The following is a 21,614-nucleotide window of genomic DNA, read 5'->3' as shown; positions in this document are numbered from 1 at the left end:
CATTGTAGGGAAGGCGCTATATTAGGACTGACAGCTCAAACGAGAAAGGATATCGAGGATTTGAATTGAGCTTTTATGACCGCAGTGTCAAATCCGTCGCGAAAGAAAAAACGACAAACCCTGCTTTATGGCATTGATCACTATTCAGACTGTTTGCGTCATTCATGTTCCATATTGAAACGAAATAAAAAGATAAATTGTTCCACTATGGAACAAAATTATTTTTGTTGAGCCCCTGTTTTCTCTGCTTAAGATGAGTTCATACCCTACGTGAAAATAAATGGAATGAGATAGAACGATGAAAAAACTAATCAATCAAGTCGATGATGTTGTCTTGCAACAAATGGAAGGCCTTGCGTTGTCCCGTCCTGAGTTAAAGGCCAATTACGAACCTCGTTATATGTGGCATGAGGAAACACCAGGACAAGTCGCGTTAGTGTCTGGTGGCGGTTGTGGTCATGAGCCATTGCATGCGGGTTTTATTGGTAAAGGTATGTTGACCGGAGCGTGCCCGGGAGAAGTCTTTACATCGCCCACACCGGATCAAATGTATGAGTGTGGTAACCAAGTAAACACCGGTGAGGGCGTGCTTTTTATCATTAAAAACTACACGGGCGATGTGTTGAATTTTGAAACGGCCGTGGAGCTACTTCATACCGATGGTATCAGTGTTGGATCAGTCTTGGTGGATGATGATGTGGCCGTGAAAGATAGCCTTTACACCGCTGGCCGTCGTGGCGTGGCAGGTACTGTGTTAGTGGAAAAATTAGTCGGCGCTGCGGCAAGTAAAGGTTATACGTTGGCACAGTGTGAAGCGCTTGCTCGACGCGTCAATAACCAGTGCCGATCCTTTGGTGTCGCGCTTAATGCTTGTGTCGTGCCAGCCGCAGGTAAGCCGTCGTTTATCTTAGAAGATAATGAAGTGGAGTTTGGTGTTGGTATCCATGGTGAGCCTGGTATTAAACGCATGCAATACACAGACGTCGATACTTTGGTGGATGACATGTTTGCTGAACTCGCTGAAAACGCACCTTATCAGCGCACGTTACGGATTTGGAATCGTGAAGAAGGCGAATGGGATGAGGTCGTGTCTAGTATTGAGCCTTTTTCTGCCGATCATGACTACATCGTGATGGTCAATGGTATGGGAGGCACGCCAATTTCTGAGCTTTACGGCGTGTATCGCCGTCTAGCGCATAACTGCGAGCAAGCGGGATTCCGCATCGTACGAAATAGGGTAGGTAACTTCTGTACGTCGCTTGATATGGAAGGGGTGTCAATCACCTTACTCAAAGCGGATAAAGAGATGTTAGAACTTTTTGATGCACCCGTTGATACTGCCGCAATCAACTGGTAACAGGGGAAATAACATGCAAATTGAAAAAACACATATTATTCACTGGTTAGAGTTGTGTGCGACGACCTATCAAGACAACCAAGATTTTCTCACGGATCTTGATCGTGATATCGGCGATGCCGACCATGGTCTCAACATGAATCGTGGTTTTAAGAAAGTCGCGGAAAAACTGCCACAAATTGTCGAGCAAAACATTGGTAGCATTCTAAAAAATACGGGAATGACATTATTGTCTAGTGTCGGAGGCGCAAGCGGCCCTTTATATGGCACGTTATTTATTCGCACAGCGGCGGCTGTCGGGACTCGAGAACAATTAACCTTTGAAGAGCTGATCGACGCGCTAAAAAGTGGGGTCGATGGTGTGGTTTCTCGTGGTAAAGCTGAATTAGGCGACAAAACCATGTGTGATGTTTGGCTACCGGTTTTGACGAGTATAAAGGCATCGTTAGATAAGGGCACAAGTGCTGATCACTTACATAATGAGATGGTTGAGCTCGCAGAAGCGAATGTATTAGCCACCATTGAAATGCAAGCGAAAAAAGGACGAGCGAGCTATTTAGGTGAGCGCAGTATCGGCCATCAAGATCCCGGTGCAACGTCCTCTCTATTAATGATTAAAGCACTAAAGCAAGCAATAGCAGGTAATTAAGATGGTGGGAATTGTTGTTGTCTCTCATAGTCGTCGCCTTGCTGAGGGGGTCGCTGAATTAGCGACCCAAATGACCCAAGGCAAAGCGAATATCGCCATTGCTGCAGGTGTTGATGATCCTGAAAACCCGATAGGTACCGATACCATTGCTGTCATGGAAGCGATAGAGCGGGTGAATGATGAAAAAGGCGTTATTGTCTTGATGGATCTCGGAAGCGCATTGCTGAGTGCAGAAATGGCGCTAGATCTCCTTGATGATCAAATAAAGGAAAGTGTGACGTTAATATCAGCGCCCATCGTCGAAGGGACGATGGCGGCATCGGTGGCAGCAGCGGCAGGGTTACCGTTGGCAACCGTGGTTGAGGAAGCGCAGAATGCCTTGGGTGTAAAACAAGCGCATCTAGGTGATCAGCCATCAACAAATGCGGAACCCGCGCAAACGGCGACGCAGGACAAAGAAGCGCTGACATACGACTGGGTCGTGCAAAATCCGCATGGATTACATGCTCGGCCAGCCGCCGCCATTGTTGGCGCACTGGCGCATTTTGACTGTCAACTCTGGCTACAAAAGGGCGACCGACAGGTCAATGCAAAAAGTCTCAATAGTATTGCGAAGCTTGGTGTCCGTTGCAATGAGACCATAACCATACATGCCCTTGGTTCCCAAGCCGTGGATGCGATAGCAGCATTTAAAGCTCTCGCACATGATCACTTTGGCGAAAAACAGGCCGTTGATGATGGCGCTCTCGAACATCAAAGCGATGAAGTTGATGCATTACAGTATGAGGTGAATGCGCAAACCATTGAAGGTGCGATCACGGGGATTAGCGTGAATGAAGGTATTGTAACGGCGCCCGTTGTTCTTTTTACCAGTGATATGCCCTCCGTACCCGATCGTCCCTTTGGTCATAAAACCGATGAAATTACGCATGTTAAGCAAGCGATAGAGTGTGTTGTTCAACGTTTACAACGTCAAGCAAAGCAAGCGAAAGGAGACATATTTTCGGCGCATAGCATGATGTTAAGTGACCCTGAATTGTGGCAATCGGTCGAATCGCATATTCAGTCAGGCATGATTGCCGAGCAAGCTTGGCTAGAAACCCTTCACGCGCTGGCGGAAGAATATCGTCATGCTGAGACGCTATACATGCGCGAACGTGAAGCTGATGTACATGATATTGCCCGCCAAGTGATGATTGAAATGACAGGTGCCAAGCCTCAGGCCATTGAGATTCAGGAGCCAAGTATTTTATTGGCCCATGACCTTATGCCCTCGGATGTGGCTGGATTAGATAAAGAAAAAGTGCTCGGTATTTGTTTAAGTGAAGGTGGTAAAACGTCCCATAGTGCGATACTTGCTCGCGCGATGGGGATCCCCGCGATGGTAAAAGCGCAAGGGTGTCTCGATGCCGTTCGGTCAGGTCAAATGGTGACGCTTGATGGCTTCAAAGGGCACTTATGGTTTGCGCCGTCAGATGAGATACAGCAGGCGCTAGACGCACAGAAAATTGAATGGCAAAACGCGCGAAAAAGTGCGCTAGCGAGCGCACAGCAAGTGGCGATGACTCGCGATGGTATCGCTATTCCCGTTTTAGCGAATATTGGTGGACCGAATGATTTGGAAAATGCGTTAACATCGGGGGCAGAAGGTGTTGGTCTATTTCGTACCGAGTTTCTATTCCAAGACAGTGAAGCCTTACCGACTGAAGATGAACAATACCAAGTTTATCGAGACATTGCCGCTGCGCTCGGCGATAAACCACTCACCATTCGTAGTCTCGATGTGGGAGGGGATAAACCTCTAGCGGCTTATCCTATGCCTGAGGAAGATAATCCTTTTTTAGGCTTGAGAGGGGTACGTTTGTGCCTCAAGCATGAAGCTTTATTTAACACGCAACTGCGCGCGATTTTAAAGGCGTTTCAGGTACAGCCGAATATTCAACTGATGATACCTATGGTCGCGCAGGTTGAAGAAGTAAAAAAAGTGAAAGCATTGTTGGCGCATCAAGCTCAGCAATTAGGGGTGGATGCAAGTAAGCTTCCTGTCGGTATTATGATAGAAGTACCCGCTGCTGTCCTAAATGCGGATGCGTTGGCGCAAGAAGTTGACTTTTTTTCTATTGGTACCAATGATCTGACGCAATATGTTATGGCGGCAGATCGCGGCAATACGGCAGTCGCAGAGCTTGTGAATTACTTTGAACCGTCGGTGTTAAAAGCCATTGAATTGACGTGTGCTGCCGGTGAGCGTGCTGGTATTCCCGTGAGCATGTGTGGCGAAATGGCGGGTGATCCGAACGCAACACAGATGTTACTTGGTATTGGTCTTCGTAAGTTCAGCGCTAGCGCTAGCCTGCTGCCTGGACTCAAAGCTCAGATTCGCCAACTGTCTTTGCAGGCATAGCGTTCCTCTACGTATAAACCGGCGTTCAACGCCGGTTTTTTTATATGACTTTTTTAATATGACTCGTTAGTACCACTCCATCTGTTCATGTAAGCCAAATTTTTTGATTTTTCGCCATAGTGTCGTGCGTCCAATTTGCAGTGCTTTGGCCATCTCGTTCATTTTCCCATTACACTGATTCCAAGCCTGAACAATGGCTCTTTTCTCGGCTTCTTCTAGGGTTATGATCGGCGTATTATCTGTACGATGATGGGCGTTCAATTTTATGTCCTCAGGAATATCACTCAGTTTGATCAAGTTTGAACCTCGATTAAGCAAGATGCGCTCAATTCGGTTTCTTAACTCGGAGTTATTTCCTGGCCAACGAAAATTCATTAACGCTTCCAATGCCACTTGTTCTATCGAGAGGGTTACATTGTGGCGACGCTCGTAATGGCTAACAAGCTGCTGGACAAGATGTTCGATGTCTTCTCTGCGTTTTCTTAGTGGCGAAATAGGGAGTTCGTTTGAGGATAACTCATAGTAGAGTTGGCGACCAAATGAGCGCTGTGTAACATATTCGCTGATTTCTGCGGTCGTACTGGTAATGAGTTGAAAGTCTACTGGGATCAATCGCAAGCTGTCGCTACGGCTTACCAAGCCTGTCTTTAATAACTTTAGTAACACGGCTTGTAGGTCTGGCGATAGGTATTCCACTTTTTCTAAAAACAGAGTTCCGCCGTGAGCTAACTCAAACTTAGAAGGCATGCCCTGTCCTTCATCATAGCCCAAGGTCTCTTTCACCAGTTGTTCCGTATTGATCGAGCGGCAGTTGAGCGTAATGAATGGCCCATCTTTATAGCTACTCTCATTATGAATCGCCATGGCTAACGTCGCTTTTCCCACACCTTCCTCTCCAGTAATGAAGATCGGTGAATTCGATTTTATCGCCCGCTTGGCCATGGTAATCACGTGTTTCATCTTGCGTGAAATAACAGGCAACGTATTGAATGTATATCGTGCACTGCCTCCGATTTGCTGTTGAGCTAGTTCGCGAATTTTATCGATGGGGTGCAAGAACAGTAAATGGGTGCCGTCATTGAGCGCACGCAGCGTGATAATCGCTTCAACAAACTCGCCGCCGACTTCTATTGTGGTCAATTTACGCTTAATTGTTGTACCAGATTCAATACTGTTGAGTACATTGGGAGGGAAACGAAAAACACAGAACACATCTTTTTCTAAGACATCGCTTGCCTCGATATTCAGTAACCGCTCAGATTGATGGTTAACCATGGTGATGTGATTGTCTTCATCCCATGCCAGGAGACCATCATCCATGGACTCTAGTGTGGCGTTGTGCGCGCAGGAAAGACGGTTAATATTCTCTTGTTCAGAATGAATATGTATCTGCAAACTGATTTCTCTCGCACTTGACGCGATGATGACTAAGCTCTCTTTCTGGTAGTGTTCTGCGTTTTTGATCAAACACGTTGTCCCACGTAGCTTGCCAAATTGATCGAAAACAGGTGCTGCCACGGAGGCATAAGGATGTAAGTGACGATTAAAGTGTTCTGCGGCAAATACTTCACAAGGCATATGGGTGTTGATACAGAGATTGACTGCATTGGTACCAATCTTCCCTTCAGAAAGAAAGCAACCGTGTTTTATACCAAGCTCGTTCATCTCCTGCTTTATTACGTCATGCCCGACGAGAGAAAGAATGCAGCCATTGTTGTCAGTCACAATCAATAGCAAATTTTCTTCGCCTAACATATCGTAAGTATCTTCAAGCACTGTGGTGGCACATTCGATAAGATGCTCGTTGCGCTTCATCAAAGACGATAAGGTAAAACCAGAGGCAATGTGTGGTTTTGACCAAGTGTAGGGATTACATTGCTTTATACACCGCTCCCACGACTTAAGTACGGGGGTACGTGAGAATTCATGAGACACCCAGTGGTGTTTTTGGAAAAAGTCCCATTTGGTTTTATTGTCTTCGATCGAAAGCATGCTATACCGCTCTAGCACAAGTTATGGACTGTCGGCATGTTACAGGTACTTTAGCCCAGCAGCTGTGAGAACTTTCACGCCTCAGCACAGAGAGACGAAATGAGCGAGATAAAAGACGTATAAAAACTGACCGTTTTATCCAGTGGTCAGGGTGTATTTTTCTATGCGTGCGTGATGCGGTCGTGTATCATTAGGCACCTGTTATAGCGCCGCGCTTTATCTTGTTGGAGATGTTTCAACAAGTTTTACTAGGGGCGTATTATAACCAGCCATAACGTAGAGTTATTCCGTTTTTGACGCCTGTGAAGGCGACAGTAAGGTAAGACAAACATGAGCGAAAAATTACAGAAGGTGCTAGCGCGTGCTGGCACGGGGTCACGCCGCGAAATGGAAAGCTATATCCAAGCCGGCCGAGTGAGTGTCAATGGTGTGGTGGCCAAGCTGGGCGACCGTCTTGACGATCCGAGTGCGCTGGTGCGTGTCGATGGCCATGCAGTGCCGCTCAATGCGCCTTCTGAGTCAGTATGTCGCGTGCTGGCTTACAACAAGCCAGAGGGCGAACTATGTACGCGTAGCGACCCAGAAGGTCGTCGTACCGTGTTCGACCGGTTGCCAAAGCTCAAAGATGCCCGCTGGGTCGCTGTTGGCCGCTTGGACGCCAACACGTCCGGTCTCATGCTGTTTACCACTGACGGTGAACTGGCAAACCGCTTGATGCATCCAAGCCGCCAAGTGCAGCGTGAATATATGGTGCGCGTTTTTGGTGATGTGAACGAAGACATGGTGCGCAACGTGGTGGCCGGTGTCGAGCTTGAAGACGGTGTTGCCCGCTTTGAGGACGTGGTTTACGCGGGTGGCGAAGGGATGAACCACACCTTTTATGTTGTGATCACCGAAGGGCGTAACCGCGAAGTGCGTCGCCTTTGGGAAACTCAAGGTGTGACTGTGAGCCGCTTGAAGCGAGTGCGTTACGGTGACATTTATCTTGAGAAAGACCTGCCACGTGGTGGTTGGCGCGAGATGGAACTTAAAGAAGTTAACTATTTGCGCGAGATGGTGGAAATGAAGCCTGAATCGCAAACAGTGATCACGCCAGAAGACCAAAAGCGTAAAAAGTCGCGTCAGAAAATTCGTCGAGCAGTGCGCCGCTATGAAGAGCGTATCGACTCGAACGATAAGCCAAAGAAAGCCCGTCAAGCTCGCCGTGGTAATGCCCCGGCAGCAGGACCAAAAGGGTCGGGACCCAAAAAAGGTAGCCCACGCCCTGGCGCGCCAAGAGGGAAAGGAAAGCCTCGGACGCGTAAATAAAACGCTTTCAGCATTAATGAATGAAAACCCGGCCTTGTGTCGGGTTTTTTTATTCAAGAGAGAAGAGAAGGGTATACATGATAACGATTATTGTTTGTGTTATTGTCAGCTCAATTTATAGAACTATCGATATACGGAAATAATGACGATCGCTGCTGAGCCTTATCAAGCTGCCACCCGTTTGAATCGGATTGAACGTGTATTAGCCTACATCCATACCCATTTAGATCAGCCACTATTGGTTAGTGAACTTGCAGCAAAAAGTTGCTGGTCTCGTTGGCAACTGCAGCGCGTGTTCTCTGAGCAAACGGGGATGAGTGTTGCGCACTACGTGCGGGAGCTTAAATTGAGTGATGCCGCTAAGCAGTTACTGACTGGCCAACGTCGTATCATTGATATTGCCTTATCCTGTGGGTTTACCTCTGAGGCTAATTTTTCCCGCGCATTTCGACAGCAATATAATATGACGCCTCGAGAATATCGTCGACGAGGCATTATGGATGGTATTCGTACACCGTTACAAATTACCACTTTAACCACACCACAACCTCTGTGGTTATCTGTGCAGATTAAAACGCGACCTCAAGCCACAATCGCGGGAGACGTTGCACCGATATTGGGATTATTTGCGCCAGAGCCTGATTTTAATGATGTTGTGCCAGCGCTTTGGCAGCGAGCCTATGCGCGCGGCGTGATTGATCTAAACCAGCCAAGTATCGGTGCCATTGATGTAGCTAGCGCGGATACACTGCAATCACCGTTGCCATACCTTGCGGGACAACAGGCATTAGCAGGCTTTCAACATGACACCACAAGCTGGATCATTCCGGAAACGACCTATGCCGTTATCACGCACTCCGGGCCGGTGAGCGGGCTCCCTGATACATTGCAGGCGTTTATTTACGCTTGGCTACCAGACTCTGGCTATCAATGCACCGATGGTATAGAGCTTGAAATCTACCCCAGTGGTTACCAGCCCCACTCGAATAGCGCAGTAATGACATATTGGGTGCCACTCAATCCCGTGCATCGTGCTATCGATCCCGTGCATCGTGCACCAAAATGAACAGTATTTCCTCTATGTATCCATAAAATACGAATGATTCCGTTTTAGATTTATTGGTTCGTCATTAGAGGAAATCATGATGCATACAGGTTTTTCGTGCCCACGGCAGGCTATTGGGCGATTGTCGCCGTTGACCTTAGCTGTGATTAGCAGCGTGGTAACTGTGTCGGCTTACTCTGCTCCCCAAGAAGCCAACATGGAAACCATACAAGTCCTAGGTGACACGTACCGCAATACCGCCACCAAAACGGTATTGGCACCCGAAGAGACACCACAAGCGGTCACAGTGATTAACCGCGACACTTTGGAGCAGCGCCAAGCAAGTTCATTAAGCGAAGCCGTCCGCTACACCCCGGGCGTAAATACCGAACTTCGCGGTGGGGCCGTGACCCGTCTCGACCTTTTCAATATTCGTGGTTTTATCAACTATCAAAATTTTTACGACGGGTTAGCGATCCCTTACAACACCTGGAATTTACAGCCACAAATTGATCCGATCGCGATTGAGCAAGTCGAGGTTTTTAAAGGGCCTACATCCGTGTTGTACGGAAATATCCCACCGGGTGGCATGGTGAATATGATCGCGAAAACGCCACAGCGTGAAGCCGCGCATCGGGTTGGCGTCAGTACTGATACAGAGGCGCTGCGAGAAATATCAGTCGACAGCACCGGAGCGATTCAAGATACCTCGTTGGCCTATCGGATGGTGGCGCTGGCACGGAAAAAAGACGGGCAAGCCGGGCATTCAGAAGAAGAGCGTTATGTCGTGGCTCCGTCGCTAGATTGGCGTATTTCGCAAGATACCTTAGTGAATTTTAATCTATATTATCAAGCGGATCCGGCTGCGGGCATTTATACATCGCTACCAGCAAAAGGCTCAGTGCTGCACAGTGACCAAGGCAGCCTTTCGAGTGACAGTTTTTCCGGTGACAACAACTGGAATACCTACGACCGAGAGTTTTTAATGCTGGGCTATAAAGTGCAACACCAACTCGCTTCTGATTGGTCACTACTGCACACCGCACGATACACCGATGCCGATTTACTGCAAAAGAACATGTACCATCAAAAAAGCAGTGATGGCAGACACTATCCGCGTAATGCATACCTGACAGATGAAACCATGGAATCGTGGGTGGTTGATACTCAGCTTTCTGGCGATTTGCGCTGGGGGGCAGCGCAACATTACACCTTGTTTGGCTTGGATTATCAAAACATGTCGTCCAATGTTGGCTATGACGATACCCTTGCAGGTGTGGTGCCGGCTATTGATATCTTTGAGCCCAATAATAACCAGGTGGACCCAAGTTCACTTAGCTTCGTTTATCAGGATCAGCATGACATTGAGGTCACGCAGACCGGACTCTACGCCCAAGATCAGATCCTTTGGAATCAATGGGTCTTTCTCGCTGGCGCGCGATACGATGAATATGAGTTAAAAGATAATCAGCAAACATTGTTTGCTGGGTCACCGAGTACCTCTGATAAGAACATTCGCCACTACAATTTGGCGTTTCGCGCCGGAGCCATGTACCAATTTGATAACGGTATTTCCCCTTATCTCAGTTACTCCGAGAGCTTTGAGCCGACAGACATGGATAATCGAGGTAATGTCTTTGATCCATCGAAGGGCGAGCAGTGGGAAGCAGGCCTGAAGTATTTATCGTTGGATGGGACGACAGGGCTCAACTTGGCGTTATTTGAGCTGACTAAGCAAGATGCCTTGGTCAACGATCCCAATGATTCTTACGCCAAAATTCAAACGGGTGAAATCCGTTCGCGAGGCGTAGAAATTGAACTGAATCATGCGCTGAGCCTAGATACCAATGTGGCCTTAACCTATAGCTATATTGATATGAAGATCACCGACGATCCTAACCTTGAAGACAAGACACCGGTTTGGGTGCCCGAGCAAACGGCCAGTGCTTGGGTGAACCATCAGTTAACCTCCGGATTAGAAGTGAGCGTGGGGGCGCGTTATGTGGGCGAGTCACAGGGTAACGCGAACAATACCTTTAAAGTGCCTGATTATACCCTGTTTGATACCGCTCTAAACTATGATCTTGCTCGGCTAGATACGTCGCTATCAGGAGCGAAATTGTCACTATCTGCAACGAACCTGCTGGATAAAACGACCTATAGCTGCTTCGACGAGCTGAACTGTTGGTATGGTGATGAGCGGAATGTAAAAGCAAAAATTACCTTTGATTTTTAAACCGCGTTTGTGAAAAACAACGCCCCCGTCAATGGGGGCGTTTTTGTTTATCGTTTGGGTTGCGCATCAATGCACTGGCCATGCACTTCAACACCTTCCGGGGCCATGAGGTAGACGTAGAGCGGAATAATATCGAGTGGCGTTTTTAATGTGTCGGGATCCTCGCCTGGGAAGGCGCTGGCGCGCATGCTAGTTCGCGTGCCACCTGGATTAATCGCGTTCACTCGTACCTTGGTGTCTGACATTTCATCGGCCAGTACTTGCATCATTCCTTCCGTGGCGAACTTAGAAATCGCGTAGCTGCCCCAGTAAGCACGGCCTTGATGACCCACGGTAGACGTGGTAAACACCACGCGCGCATCATCAGACTTTTTCAGCAGTGGCAGCAAGGCTTGTGTCATCAACATGGTGGCTTTGACGTTCACTTGCATCACATCGTCATGCGATTTTTCATCGATTTGATCGAAAGGGCTTAGCACGCCAAGTAGGCCAGCATTATGGAGTACTCCGTCTAAACGACCAAATTGCTGGTCAATGGTATCCGCCATGTCGAGATAATGCTGCCGGGTTGCCCCCAGCATGTCTAAGGGAATAATGGCAGGTTGTGGTGCGCCCGTGGCAGTAATTTCATCGTACACAGCTTCAAGTTTTTTCACGGTGCGGCCGAGCAAAATCACCGTCGCGCCTTTTTCGGCATAGCTCAGTGCCGCTTGACGACCAATACCAGCGCCGGCGCCGGTGACCAAAATCACACGCCCTTGAAGCGCGTCGGAGGTTACTTGATAGTCCACAGTACAAATCCTTATTTATTGTTAAACGTAGATTATTGTAAGGTTGCGGGTAATGTGTGACAACCAAGTGCGTGATGCACTGGGCTGAGGCATTGCAAACTCAGAGATAAAAAGAGGATACAACATTGGAATTCATTGCGGATTATGGGCTTTTTTTAGCGAAAGTCGTCACCTTTTTAATGGCAGCGGTGGTGTTAGTGGCACTGCTACGCGCTTCGAATGATAAAGGCGGACAGAAAGGCAGCCTGAAGCTTACCGATTTAACCGATAGCTTTAAGACCTACCGGCAGTCGCTCGAACATCATCTTTACAATGAGTCATCGTTAAAAGCGCGCGATAAAGACGAGAAAAAGGCGAAAAAGAAAGAAGAAAAGGCACAAAAGGCCGCAGCGAAGAAGCAAACGGCGCAGCCAACACAGCGCGATCCGCAACTTTTTGTTCTGACTTTTAAAGGCAGTATTGATGCCCGCGAAGTCGAGGCATTGCGTGAGGAAGTGACCGCCATTTTGTCGGTAGCGACCGAACAAGATGAAGTCTTGGTTAAACTGGAAAGTGGCGGCGGCATGGTGCACGGCTATGGGTTAGCCGCCTCGCAACTGGCACGCGTTCGTAAAGCCGGCGTACCGCTGACTGTCGCGGTTGACAAAGTCGCGGCTAGCGGTGGCTATATGATGGCATGTGTGGCCGATAAGCTGATCGCTGCGCCTTTCGCAATCATTGGTTCGATTGGTGTGATTGCCCAGCTCCCTAACTTTAATAAGTTGCTCAAGAAAAACGATATTGAGTTTGAGCAGCTGACGGCAGGGGAGTTTAAACGTACCTTGACCATGTTTGGTGAAAATACCGACAAAGCGCGTGAAAAATTCAAAACCGAGTTGGAAGAAACGCATGGTCTATTCAAAGCGTTTATCACCGAGCACCGTCCTTCGTTAAATGTTGATGAGGTCGCAACCGGCGAGCACTGGTTTGGCAACCAAGCATTAGAACTTGGCTTGATTGATCAAGTCTGTACTAGCGACGAGTATCTTTTTGAGGCAGCCAACAAGGATCGTAAAGTGCTATCGGTCTCTTATCAGCAGCGCAAAAATATCGCTGAGAAATTAGCAGGAACCTCCGCTGAGGTGGCCGATCGTGTGTTGCTTAAATGGATTAGCCGAGGCCAGCGTCCGCTGGTGTAAGCAAACGCGCGTGCATGATATCGGTATATTGCGCATAAAATAGGGCATCGTCGTATTGACTGCTGGCATGCCTTTGGCTTGGCGAAATCACGCTATGATGGGATAAATATCAAGAATAATGTGAGCCAAGCCAAAAATTACCGTATCCACTTAGCTATTTTACAGGCGGCAATGGTAATGATTAGCGCGCTTTTTGCCGAAAAGTGGCATAGCGAATAACCGATACACTACTATCACAATTGGTTAACAATTGTGGAAGGTACGAGCAATCAGCGTGTTTTACTGCGAATTTAGTTGATATTCGGCTAGACTCGCTCAATATTGTAAAACAGATAGCGGCATTCCAATATCGGAGTGCAACGCAACGAATTTTCGACAGTTTTAGCGCAAAGGGCGTCAATTAGGTCATTATGGGCAAATCTCTCGTTATCGTGGAGTCCCCTGCAAAGGCGAAAACGATCAACAAATATCTCGGCAAAGATTTCATTGTGAAGTCGAGTGTCGGGCATGTGCGTGATCTGCCTACTGGAGCGACCCAGGGCGGTAAAAAAGCTGCACCTGTGTCTACGAAAGGGCTCAGCGCCGAAGAAAAAGCGCAAATTAAGAAACAAAAAGAAAAGAAGGCGCTCATCAATAAGATGGGCGTCGATCCTTACAACGGTTGGCAGGCGAAATATCAAGTGCTGCCGGGCAAGGAAAAAGTCGTTGCCGAACTCAAATCACTGGCCGAGCAAGCTGACCATGTTTATCTCGCAACGGATTTGGACCGCGAAGGGGAAGCCATAGCTTGGCACCTGCGAGAGCTGATCGGTGGCGATGAAGATCGTTTTAAGCGTGTTGTGTTTAACGAGATCACCAAAAATGCCATTACCCAGGCGTTTGAAGCGCCGGGAGACGTCAACATTGATGGCGTCAATGCACAGCAAGCCAGGCGCTTTCTCGACCGTGTGGTGGGCTTTATGGTGTCACCGCTGCTTTGGAAAAAAGTGGCACGCGGTTTGTCGGCAGGGCGTGTGCAATCGGTCGCGGTGAAATTGTTGGTCGAACGCGAGCATCAAATTAAAGCGTTTATTCCTGAAGAGTTTTGGGATGTGCATGCGGACACGCTCACTCCTAACGAGCAGGCGCTTCGATTGCTCGTTGCACAGCAAAATGGAAAAGCCTTTAAGCCGAAAAACAGCGATGAGGCGATGGCCGCGGTGGCCGCGTTGGAAAACGCGAGCTACGTGGTACGTGATCGTGAAGATCGCCCCTCAACCAGTAAGCCATCTGCGCCCTATATCACCTCAACACTTCAGCAAGCCGCCAGTACGCGGTTAGGCTTTGGGGTGAAGAAAACCATGATGTTAGCGCAGCGTCTTTATGAGGCGGGTTACATCACCTATATGCGTACCGATTCGACCAACCTTAGCAAAGAGGCGGTGGACGCAGCGCGGGGACATATTGCCAGCGAATACGGTGAACAATATTTACCTGAGTCGGCGAACGTCTACGGGGCAAAAGCCAATGCGCAAGAAGCCCACGAAGCGATCCGTCCATCGGATGTTGGCGTGACGGCGAGCGATTTGCAAGGTATGGATCCTGATGCGCATCGACTGTACGACCTGATATGGCGTCAGTTCGTGGCGTGTCAAATGGTACCGGCTAAGTACGACTCCACCACATTGACCGTAGAGGCCGGTGAGTTCTCTTTGAAAGCAAAAGGGCGGATTTTACGTTTCGATGGTTGGACGCGCGTACAGCGCCCGACGGGTAAAAACGAAGATCAAATCTTGCCTGCGGTGGAAGTGGGACAATCACTGACGTTGAGTCAGCTTGATCCGAAACAGCACTTCACTAAGCCACCGGCGCGATTCACGGAAGCGGCTTTGGTTAAAGAGCTGGAAAAAGCGGGTATTGGCCGTCCGTCCACGTATGCGTCGATCATTTCGACCATTCAAGATCGTGGTTATGTGCGCGTCGAAAATCGTCGTTTCTACGCAGAGAAAATGGGAGAGATCGTCACCGATCGTCTGACCCAGAGCTTTGCAGACTTGATGGATTATGACTTTACCGCCCGGATGGAAGCGTCGCTGGATAAAATCGCTGAAGGTCAAGCCGATTGGAAAGGCGTGCTTGACGACTTCTTTGCCGACTTCACCGCAGAGCTAGAGCAAGCGGAACAAGACGAAGAAGAAGGCGGGATGAAACCGAACAATATGGTCATGACGGATATTGATTGTCCAACATGTGGCCGTAAAATGGGTATTCGTACTGCATCAACTGGCGTCTTTTTGGGCTGCTCAGGATATGCATTACCGCCGAAAGAGCGTTGCAAAACCACCATCAATCTGATGGATGAAGACGGCATTGTTAATGTCCTAGAAGAGGATGTTGAAACCGCAGATCTTCGTGCCATGAAACGTTGTCCGATTTGCGAAACGGCGATGGATTCATACCTGATTGACCAACATCGTAAGCTTCATGTCTGTGGTAATAACCCAAGCTGTGAAGGTTATGTGGTCGAAAAGGGTGAGTTTAAACCGAAAGGCTATGACGGTCCGGTCGTTGAGTGTGACAAATGTGGTAACGATATGGTGCTGAAAAATGGCCGCTTCGGGAAGTACATGGGTTGCACCAATGATGAATGTAAGAATACGCGCAAGATCTTGAAAAACGGTGATGTTGCACCACCGAAAGAAGATCCTGTGCATTTCCCTGAACTGCCTTGCGAAAATTCGGACGCCTATTTTGTGCTGCGAGACGGCGCCTCGGGGCTGTTTATGGCGGCAAGTAACTTCCCTAAATCGCGTGAAACTCGCGCGCCGCTGGTGGAAGAGCTCGATCGCTTTAGAGATCGTATTTCGGAGAAATTCCAATACCTTGCGGATGCACCACAACAGGATCCTGATGGACGACCGACGGTGGTTCGTTTTGCACGTAAAACCAAAGAAAACTACGTGCGAAGTGAAGAAGACGGTAAGCCATCCGGCTGGTCAGCTTTCTTTGTCGATGGTCAGTGGGAAGTCACTGACAAGCGCAAGAAGAAGGCCAAAGCCTAATGAGATTCAACCCGCCATCACGGCGGGTTTTTTTTCGTCGTTTTTAGCGGCCGTGATACCGACGTTTGATCTCTACCAAAGTGCCTCTGGTTTGTGCTGCTAAGATGCGACTTTGTATTGAGCCACGAGGCACCATGGAGCTGCACCAGTTAGTTAATACACTTGGCCAAGATCTCAAGCACCGCTATGGCGAACGGGTGCATAAACTGACGTTACACGGTGGTTTTAGCTGCCCAAACCGCGATGGCACGTTGGGACGGGGCGGTTGCACGTTTTGTAATGTGGCCTCGTTTGCGGATGAAAAAGCGCAACATGCATCGGTCAGTCAACAACTCAGTCAACGCGCCAAAGAAGTGGATCGTGCCCGCCGTTATTTAGCGTATTTTCAGGCTTATACCAGCACCTATGATGAAGTCGCCCGTTTAAAAGTGTTGTACGAGCAAGCACTGGCCCAAGAACACATGGTGGGATTATGTGTGGGAACACGTCCTGATTGCGTGCCGCATGCCGTGCTCGATTTGCTTGCAGATTATTATCAACAAGGCTTTGAGGTGTGGTTAGAGCTTGGCTTACAAACCGGCCATGATAAAACGCTCAAACGCATTAATCGTGGGCATAACGTCGCGGTATACCAACAGGTCGCAACAAAGGCCCGTGCCTTAGGGATCAAAGTGTGCACCCATTTAATTGTCGGCCTGCCAGGGGAGGAGATAACGGCCCATCAACAGACGATTGATACAGTGGTAAATACGGGCACCGATGGGATCAAGTTGCATCCGCTGCACATCGTTGAAGGAAGCACCATGGCAAAGGCGTGGCGAGCTGGGCGACAAAGGGAAATTTCGTTCGACGATTACATCGCTAGCGCCTCGATGATGATTCAGCGAACGCCACCAGAGGTGGTTTACCATCGGGTGTCGGCAAGTGCACGTCCACCCACATTGTTAGCACCTGCCTGGTGTGAAAATCGCTGGCTTGCGATGACAGCGATCGCCGAGACACTCACACAAACAGGCGCACAAGGGGCCGCGCTGGGCCATCCCTTTGTGGGGCGCTAGCCGATTGAATCTTTTGAACTAGCGGGTTTATCCTCTGATGCCGTTGGCAAGACGCGTTGCATCAGTCTTTGCAACACTCTGCCAATATCTTGCAATATCAGGTACAAGCAAGGCACAAGAATCAGTGTGAGCAAGGTTGCGAACATCACGGCAAAGCCTAACGCCACTGCCATGGGGATCACAAACCGTGCTTGTAAGCTAGTTTCAAACATGATCGGCAGTACCCCGGCAAAGGTGGTGATGGAGGTGAGAGTGATGGCACGAAAACGCGCGCAGCCGGCGTCAATCACCGCTTGTTTGACTGCAACGCCCGCTTGCCGAGCCCGGTTGATGTAATCGGTCATTACCAATGAATCGTTGACCACCACACCTGCCGCGGCAATTAAGCCAAAGGTCGACATCAAGCTCAAATCGATATCAAACCAATAATGTCCCCAAATGGCGCCGGTGAGACTAAATGGGATCACCGACATAATGATTAATGGCTGGGTGTAACTTTTTAATGGTACGGCAAGCAATGCATAGACCACGATCATGCCAGCGATAAAAAACAGCAGTTGCTCACTTTGCTGAGCTTGTTGCTCCTCAATCGAGCCACTGAGCTCACTGGTGACTTCAGGATAATCGGCCAACACATCAGGTATTACCGATTGTCGAATCGTTTCAACCACTTGGTTGGGTTCTACTTGCTCTTCATCAATGGCGCCATAGACGTAGACAGTGCGAAACCCTGCTTCACGGCGAAGGCTACTGATCCCAGGCTGTTGCTCAAAGTTGACCACATCACCCAGCATCACTTGTTGCCCCGTTGGCGTCGTAATCACGGCATAGCGTAGCGATGAGAAGGTTTCTCGCGTGCGCTTTGGATACCGCACCATGACTTTGATTTCTTCACCGTCTCGGATCAATCGCTGTGCTTCACCGCCATAAAAGCTGCCCCCAACTTGCTGGGCAATGGTCGTCAGATCCAGCCCCAGATCATGGGCGACGGGAGTGAGCGAGATCAGAATTTCCTGGCTGCCAGAATCCATCGAAGAGGATATATCGAAAAGCCCTGGTTGCTGATTAAGGCGTGACATCAGCGCCCGCCCAGCGGCATTGAGGGTATCAATATCGGGGCCGAATAACAGGTAACCAAATTCATCACCTTGTTCTCCGCCGTTGACATCGTCTTGAATGGTGAGCTTTTTCACCCCCGGAATATCAGGCATGGCATCGCGCCAGCGCCGAGAGAGTTCAAAAGTGGTAAAGGGACGAACGGCATCATCCACCAAGGGGATCACCAGCTGCCCAGCGGTTCGGCCCTCATTAAATACCAGGGTTTCTTTGATCATGGCTTGGCCGGTTTCCGCTTGAGTGTTGTTATCAACGTCGTAGACCATTCGCTCGATAGCTTTTAGGGCAGCGATGGTTTGTTCGCTCGATGCGTTGTTATTCATCTCTAAACGAATATTGGGGAAGTCATGTGGTACTTTCGGCGTCGGCACCATACGAACGTGGCTGGCCACCACCAAAGCAATACTGATTGCCAATAGGGCAATGAATACGGTAAGTACAGACCAACGCCAGTGTGTGGCCCGGGTGACTGTACGACGATAAGGGCCGTGAATGAATTGCTGAAAACGGCGGTTAAAGCGTTGGCGTAAGCTATTTGGTTTAGGGGTAGAAAAGTGGGTATGAGCAAGGTGTGCTGGAAGGATGAGTTTGGATTCAATCAAACTAAATACCAGACACAAGATGACAATGGCGGCGATACCAAAGAAGAAGGCACGCTCTGGTCCACTAGACATCAAAAAAGGGGCAAACACTGCAATGGTCGTTAATACCCCAAAGGTAGCGGGCGTTGCAACCCGTTGAGCACCGGCAACCACGTTATTCACACCACCGCCCTTATGCTCGACTTCGGTATAAACGCTTTCGCCTATCACAATGGCATCATCAACGACGATCCCCAATACCATAATAAAGGCAAATAACGACACAATATTAATACTGACCCCTATCACTGGCATCAGCATAACCGCGCCAAGAAAACAAACGGGCAGTCCAACGAGTACCCACATAGCTAGCTTAAAGCGTAAAAAGAGGGTCAGTAACAACGCGACGAGCACTGCCCCTTGCAGCAAGTTTTTGAGCATCATGTCCAAGCGCGCGTTTAAGTAGTGGGTCATATCAACCACGGACTTTAGCGCCAAGCCGGCTGGAAGCGTGTTGTTTTTCGTCTCGATGTAATCTTTGACTGCGGAGGCGACGGTAACCATGTTTTGCGACGCTGTCGCGTTCACCGAGAGAAAGATGGCATTTTGCCCAGAGTATTTAAAATAGCGCTCACCTTCGGTAAAGCCATCTTTAATGGTCGCGATATCTTGCAGTCGTAGTCGGCTACCATTTGGACCAATTTTAATCGGGATCTGTCGAAATTCGTCGCCGCGATAGCGTTGGTTTTCCACGCGAATGGCGATCATACCGCTATCGGTGCGCACTTCACCGGCTGAGAAGTTGGCTGAATAGCGGGCTATGGCATCACTGACTTGACCCAGAGTGAGGTCGTATTTTCTTAATTGTTGCGGTGCAACTTCAATGGCGATTTCGTAGTTAGGGGCACTGAGCTCGACTAATGTCACATCGTTAAGTTGAAGTAACTCGTCTTCGATGTTTTGTGCGACGGGTTTTAGCTCGGTCAGTGGCTTGTCGCCCACCACCGCCATGCGTATCACTGTTTGTCGAAACTCAACTTGCGACACATTGAGCGGCTCCATAGACGCGGGCAGATTAGAAATGGCATCGACTTTCTGATTCACCCGATCCAACACCACATTGAGGTCTTCGCCAACATCCACTTCGATTTCGACACGGCCAAAGCCTCGGCGTGCTGTCGATACTACAGACTCAATGCCGGTGACATCTTTAATGGCTTCTTCTACCTTTACGAGGATGCTCTCTTCAACCTCTTGTGGCGAGGCGCCTGGGTAGTCAGCAGTGATATGGATATAATTAATTTCGATGTTGGGGAACATCTGACGTTGAATAAAGAAGTAGCTCGCGATCCCCATGATCAATACAAAAATCATGATCAGATTCGCCGCGACAGGGTTATGTGCAAAATACGCAATGAGACCACGAGGTGGCGTAGGGGCTTCATTCATCGTCGTCGTTCTCCTGCGCAACCTGCGATGCCACGCGTACCGTCATTCCCGCTTCAGGAAACTCGGGGGGCGTTGTCACAATCTGGTCATTGGCACTTAGCCCTTGGTCCGCATAAAGGTATTGCCCTTCGGCACGGACGATATTCAAGGCGCGAGATGAAAGTTGGCCCTTGCCATCGACCACCCAAACTTGTCGATTATTTGCCAAGGCTTGGGGAAGTTTAAATACTGCGTCTAACGTGGTGCCGTTAAAGGCCACCTCAACATAACTGCCGAAGGGCAGAGTTGGTTTAGGCGAGCTGATACCGTAGGGGTCATCAAGACGCACCACCACACGCATCATCCGTGTACTTTGTTCCACAATCCCTAAATCACGCACCACGGTGCCTTCGCGATGAATCGGCGATGTGCCATTTCGTGTCAGCGAGGCCTGAATACCTTCGAGTTGTTCGGGCAGAAATGCACTGTCAAACCCAGCCACAGGTACGTGGACTTCCGCCACTTCAACATTGTTGATCGTACCCACAGTCGTGCCTGCGCTAATATATTGACCCACACCGATATCGCGTGAGACCACTAGGGCATCATAGGGGGCAGTGACTTGACAGTTATCAAGATCGCGTTGAGCGCGTTTTAATGCCGCTTGGGCCGACTTCACCCGCGCCTTGGCTGTTAATAGTTGTGGTTTGCGTAAATAGAGATCGGTGACCTGTGTCGGAGGCAAGCTTTTTGCTTGGCGCTTTGCCACTGCGGCTTGCGCTTGTTCTTCAATGAGAGCGGCTTGCGCGCTGGCGAGATCGGCCTCTGCACTGAGCACCGCCGCCTGATAATTATCCGCCTCAATAGAGAAGAGCACGTCGCCACGTTTTACGATGCCACCGGCGACAAAATTCGGGTGCCAATCCATGACTTCTCCCGATACTTGCGCGGAGATTTGCGTGGTTTCCAGCGGCATTAATTCACCATGCCCCGTGATGACTACTTGATGTTGCGTAGGTGTGATGAACTGCGTATCGACGATCGGCGGAGGAGGAGCGGGATTATCGACCTGTGTCTCTGATTCCGTTGCCGCAATAGCAGTATAGCCAAGGTAGCCGAGCCCTAATACCACTAAGGGCAGAATCCAACGTAGTCCTTTCATTAATGATGAGTCCTTTCTGTGCGTCGCCATGTGTAGTGTGACAGCCGATTCGGGTTATATGTCTATTAACTAATTTATCATGTAACGTCAGTACTGTGATGACACGCTAACTGATCTTTYGAATTTCATCATTTTTTGTTGCACTCAACACGTTACGACTGAGTGTGTCCTCCCGATCGCCTCGTTTCGCTCATCCGGCATGTGTCTTTTGCTAAAACGCAAACCTGTTCTTTTTTTTCAATAGATAATTACATAGTTAGTTTTTATC

Annotated in this window: 13 protein-coding genes; 9 read left to right on the top strand and 4 right to left on the bottom strand. The window is 49.0% G+C overall.

Annotation, left to right across the window (positions count from 1 at the left end):
• Positions 1-298 precede the first annotated feature (298 nt).
• From dhaK to ptsP, 3 genes are read left to right on the top strand one after another with little or no spacing between them, the layout of a single operon-like run.
• A complete protein-coding gene (dhaK, locus tag BZG80_RS09230; protein WP_021024313.1) occupies positions 299-1,357 on the top strand; it encodes a dihydroxyacetone kinase subunit DhaK in 1,059 nt (352 codons plus the stop codon).
• Positions 1,358-1,370: 13 nt separating this feature from the next.
• Complete coding sequence (dhaL, locus tag BZG80_RS09225) at positions 1,371-2,006, top strand: dihydroxyacetone kinase subunit DhaL (protein ID WP_025673984.1); 636 nt, start codon at positions 1,371-1,373, stop codon at positions 2,004-2,006.
• A 1-nt stretch (position 2,007) separates the two neighbouring features.
• Positions 2,008-4,410, top strand: a complete 2,403-nt coding sequence (ptsP, locus tag BZG80_RS09220; RefSeq protein WP_077679187.1) for a phosphoenolpyruvate--protein phosphotransferase — start codon at positions 2,008-2,010, stop codon at positions 4,408-4,410.
• A 66-nt stretch (positions 4,411-4,476) separates the two neighbouring features.
• On the opposite strand, the gene dhaR is transcribed toward ptsP, so the two are convergent.
• The gene (gene dhaR / locus BZG80_RS09215; RefSeq protein WP_021024316.1) at positions 4,477-6,402 is read right to left on the bottom strand and encodes a dihydroxyacetone kinase operon transcriptional regulator DhaR; all 1,926 of its coding nucleotides are present in this window, start codon (positions 6,400-6,402) and stop codon (positions 4,477-4,479) included.
• Between the two features lie 330 nt (positions 6,403-6,732).
• On the opposite strand from dhaR, the gene rluB reads away from it, so the two are divergent.
• The 3 genes from rluB to BZG80_RS09200 all read left to right on the top strand — a co-directional run bounded on the left by rluB (position 6,733) and on the right by BZG80_RS09200 (position 10,991).
• Entirely contained in the window at positions 6,733-7,710 is a 978-nt protein-coding gene (rluB, locus tag BZG80_RS09210; protein ID WP_021023931.1) for a 23S rRNA pseudouridine(2605) synthase RluB, read from the top strand.
• Positions 7,711-7,852: 142 nt separating this feature from the next.
• Positions 7,853-8,776, top strand: a complete 924-nt coding sequence (locus BZG80_RS09205; RefSeq protein ID WP_077461044.1) for an AraC family transcriptional regulator — start codon at positions 7,853-7,855, stop codon at positions 8,774-8,776.
• A gap of 196 nt (positions 8,777-8,972) precedes the next feature.
• Positions 8,973-10,991 (top strand): TonB-dependent siderophore receptor, encoded by a 2,019-nt coding sequence (locus BZG80_RS09200; RefSeq protein WP_241833889.1) that lies wholly within the window; start codon positions 8,973-8,975, stop codon positions 10,989-10,991.
• A 47-nt stretch (positions 10,992-11,038) separates the two neighbouring features.
• Here BZG80_RS09200 and BZG80_RS09195 read toward each other — a convergent pair whose 3' ends face one another.
• On the bottom strand, positions 11,039-11,782 hold the full coding sequence (locus tag BZG80_RS09195) for a YciK family oxidoreductase (RefSeq protein ID WP_021023934.1): 744 nt from the start codon (positions 11,780-11,782) through the stop codon (positions 11,039-11,041).
• A gap of 125 nt (positions 11,783-11,907) precedes the next feature.
• Between BZG80_RS09195 and sohB the strand changes: the two genes are divergently transcribed.
• The 3 genes from sohB (at position 11,908) to BZG80_RS09180 (ending at position 17,059) form a co-directional block, all read left to right on the top strand.
• Complete coding sequence (gene sohB / locus BZG80_RS09190) at positions 11,908-12,960, top strand: protease SohB (RefSeq protein WP_077679185.1); 1,053 nt, start codon at positions 11,908-11,910, stop codon at positions 12,958-12,960.
• Positions 12,961-13,370: 410 nt separating this feature from the next.
• The gene (gene topA, locus BZG80_RS09185; protein WP_077669351.1) at positions 13,371-16,001 is read left to right on the top strand and encodes a type I DNA topoisomerase; all 2,631 of its coding nucleotides are present in this window, start codon (positions 13,371-13,373) and stop codon (positions 15,999-16,001) included.
• 134 nt (positions 16,002-16,135) lie between these two features.
• Complete coding sequence (locus tag BZG80_RS09180; RefSeq protein ID WP_077577266.1) at positions 16,136-17,059, top strand: TIGR01212 family radical SAM protein; 924 nt, start codon at positions 16,136-16,138, stop codon at positions 17,057-17,059.
• Here BZG80_RS09180 and BZG80_RS09175 read toward each other — a convergent pair.
• A complete protein-coding gene (locus BZG80_RS09175; RefSeq protein WP_077679184.1) occupies positions 17,056-20,205 on the bottom strand; it encodes an efflux RND transporter permease subunit in 3,150 nt (1,049 codons plus the stop codon). The genes BZG80_RS09180 and BZG80_RS09175 overlap by 4 nt on opposite strands.
• Positions 20,198-21,346 carry an efflux RND transporter periplasmic adaptor subunit gene (locus tag BZG80_RS09170; protein ID WP_077661208.1) on the bottom strand — a complete coding sequence of 383 codons (1,149 nt, stop codon included), beginning with the start codon at positions 21,344-21,346 and terminating at the stop codon, positions 20,198-20,200. The genes BZG80_RS09175 and BZG80_RS09170 overlap by 8 nt, the downstream gene beginning before the upstream one ends.
• Positions 21,347-21,614: the final 268 nt, after the last annotated feature.

Source organism: Salinivibrio sp. MA440 (genome assembly GCF_001996265.1).
Lineage (GTDB): Bacteria > Pseudomonadota > Gammaproteobacteria > Enterobacterales > Vibrionaceae > Salinivibrio > Salinivibrio costicola.
Note: the sequence above shows the minus strand (reverse complement) of the source record. Positions and strands in the feature narration are given on the sequence as shown.

What these genes read in the sequence shown, in the direction of transcription:
- topA (WP_077669351.1), top strand. Translation starts at nt 13,371, where the DNA reads ATGGGCAAATCTCTCGTTATCGTGGAGTCCCCTGCAAAGGCGAAAACG.
- ptsP (WP_077679187.1), top strand. Translation starts at nt 2,008, where the DNA reads ATGGTGGGAATTGTTGTTGTCTCTCATAGTCGTCGCCTTGCTGAGGGG.
- BZG80_RS09170 (WP_077661208.1), bottom strand. Translation starts at nt 21,346, where the DNA reads ATGAAAGGACTACGTTGGATTCTGCCCTTAGTGGTATTAGGGCTCGGC.
- BZG80_RS09180 (WP_077577266.1), top strand. Translation starts at nt 16,136, where the DNA reads ATGGAGCTGCACCAGTTAGTTAATACACTTGGCCAAGATCTCAAGCAC.
- dhaR (WP_021024316.1), bottom strand. Translation starts at nt 6,402, where the DNA reads ATGCTTTCGATCGAAGACAATAAAACCAAATGGGACTTTTTCCAAAAA.
- BZG80_RS09200 (WP_241833889.1), top strand. Translation starts at nt 8,973, where the DNA reads ATGGAAACCATACAAGTCCTAGGTGACACGTACCGCAATACCGCCACC.
- BZG80_RS09205 (WP_077461044.1), top strand. Translation starts at nt 7,853, where the DNA reads ATGACGATCGCTGCTGAGCCTTATCAAGCTGCCACCCGTTTGAATCGG.
- dhaK (WP_021024313.1), top strand. Translation starts at nt 299, where the DNA reads ATGAAAAAACTAATCAATCAAGTCGATGATGTTGTCTTGCAACAAATG.
- rluB (WP_021023931.1), top strand. Translation starts at nt 6,733, where the DNA reads ATGAGCGAAAAATTACAGAAGGTGCTAGCGCGTGCTGGCACGGGGTCA.
- dhaL (WP_025673984.1), top strand. Translation starts at nt 1,371, where the DNA reads ATGCAAATTGAAAAAACACATATTATTCACTGGTTAGAGTTGTGTGCG.
- BZG80_RS09175 (WP_077679184.1), bottom strand. Translation starts at nt 20,205, where the DNA reads ATGAATGAAGCCCCTACGCCACCTCGTGGTCTCATTGCGTATTTTGCA.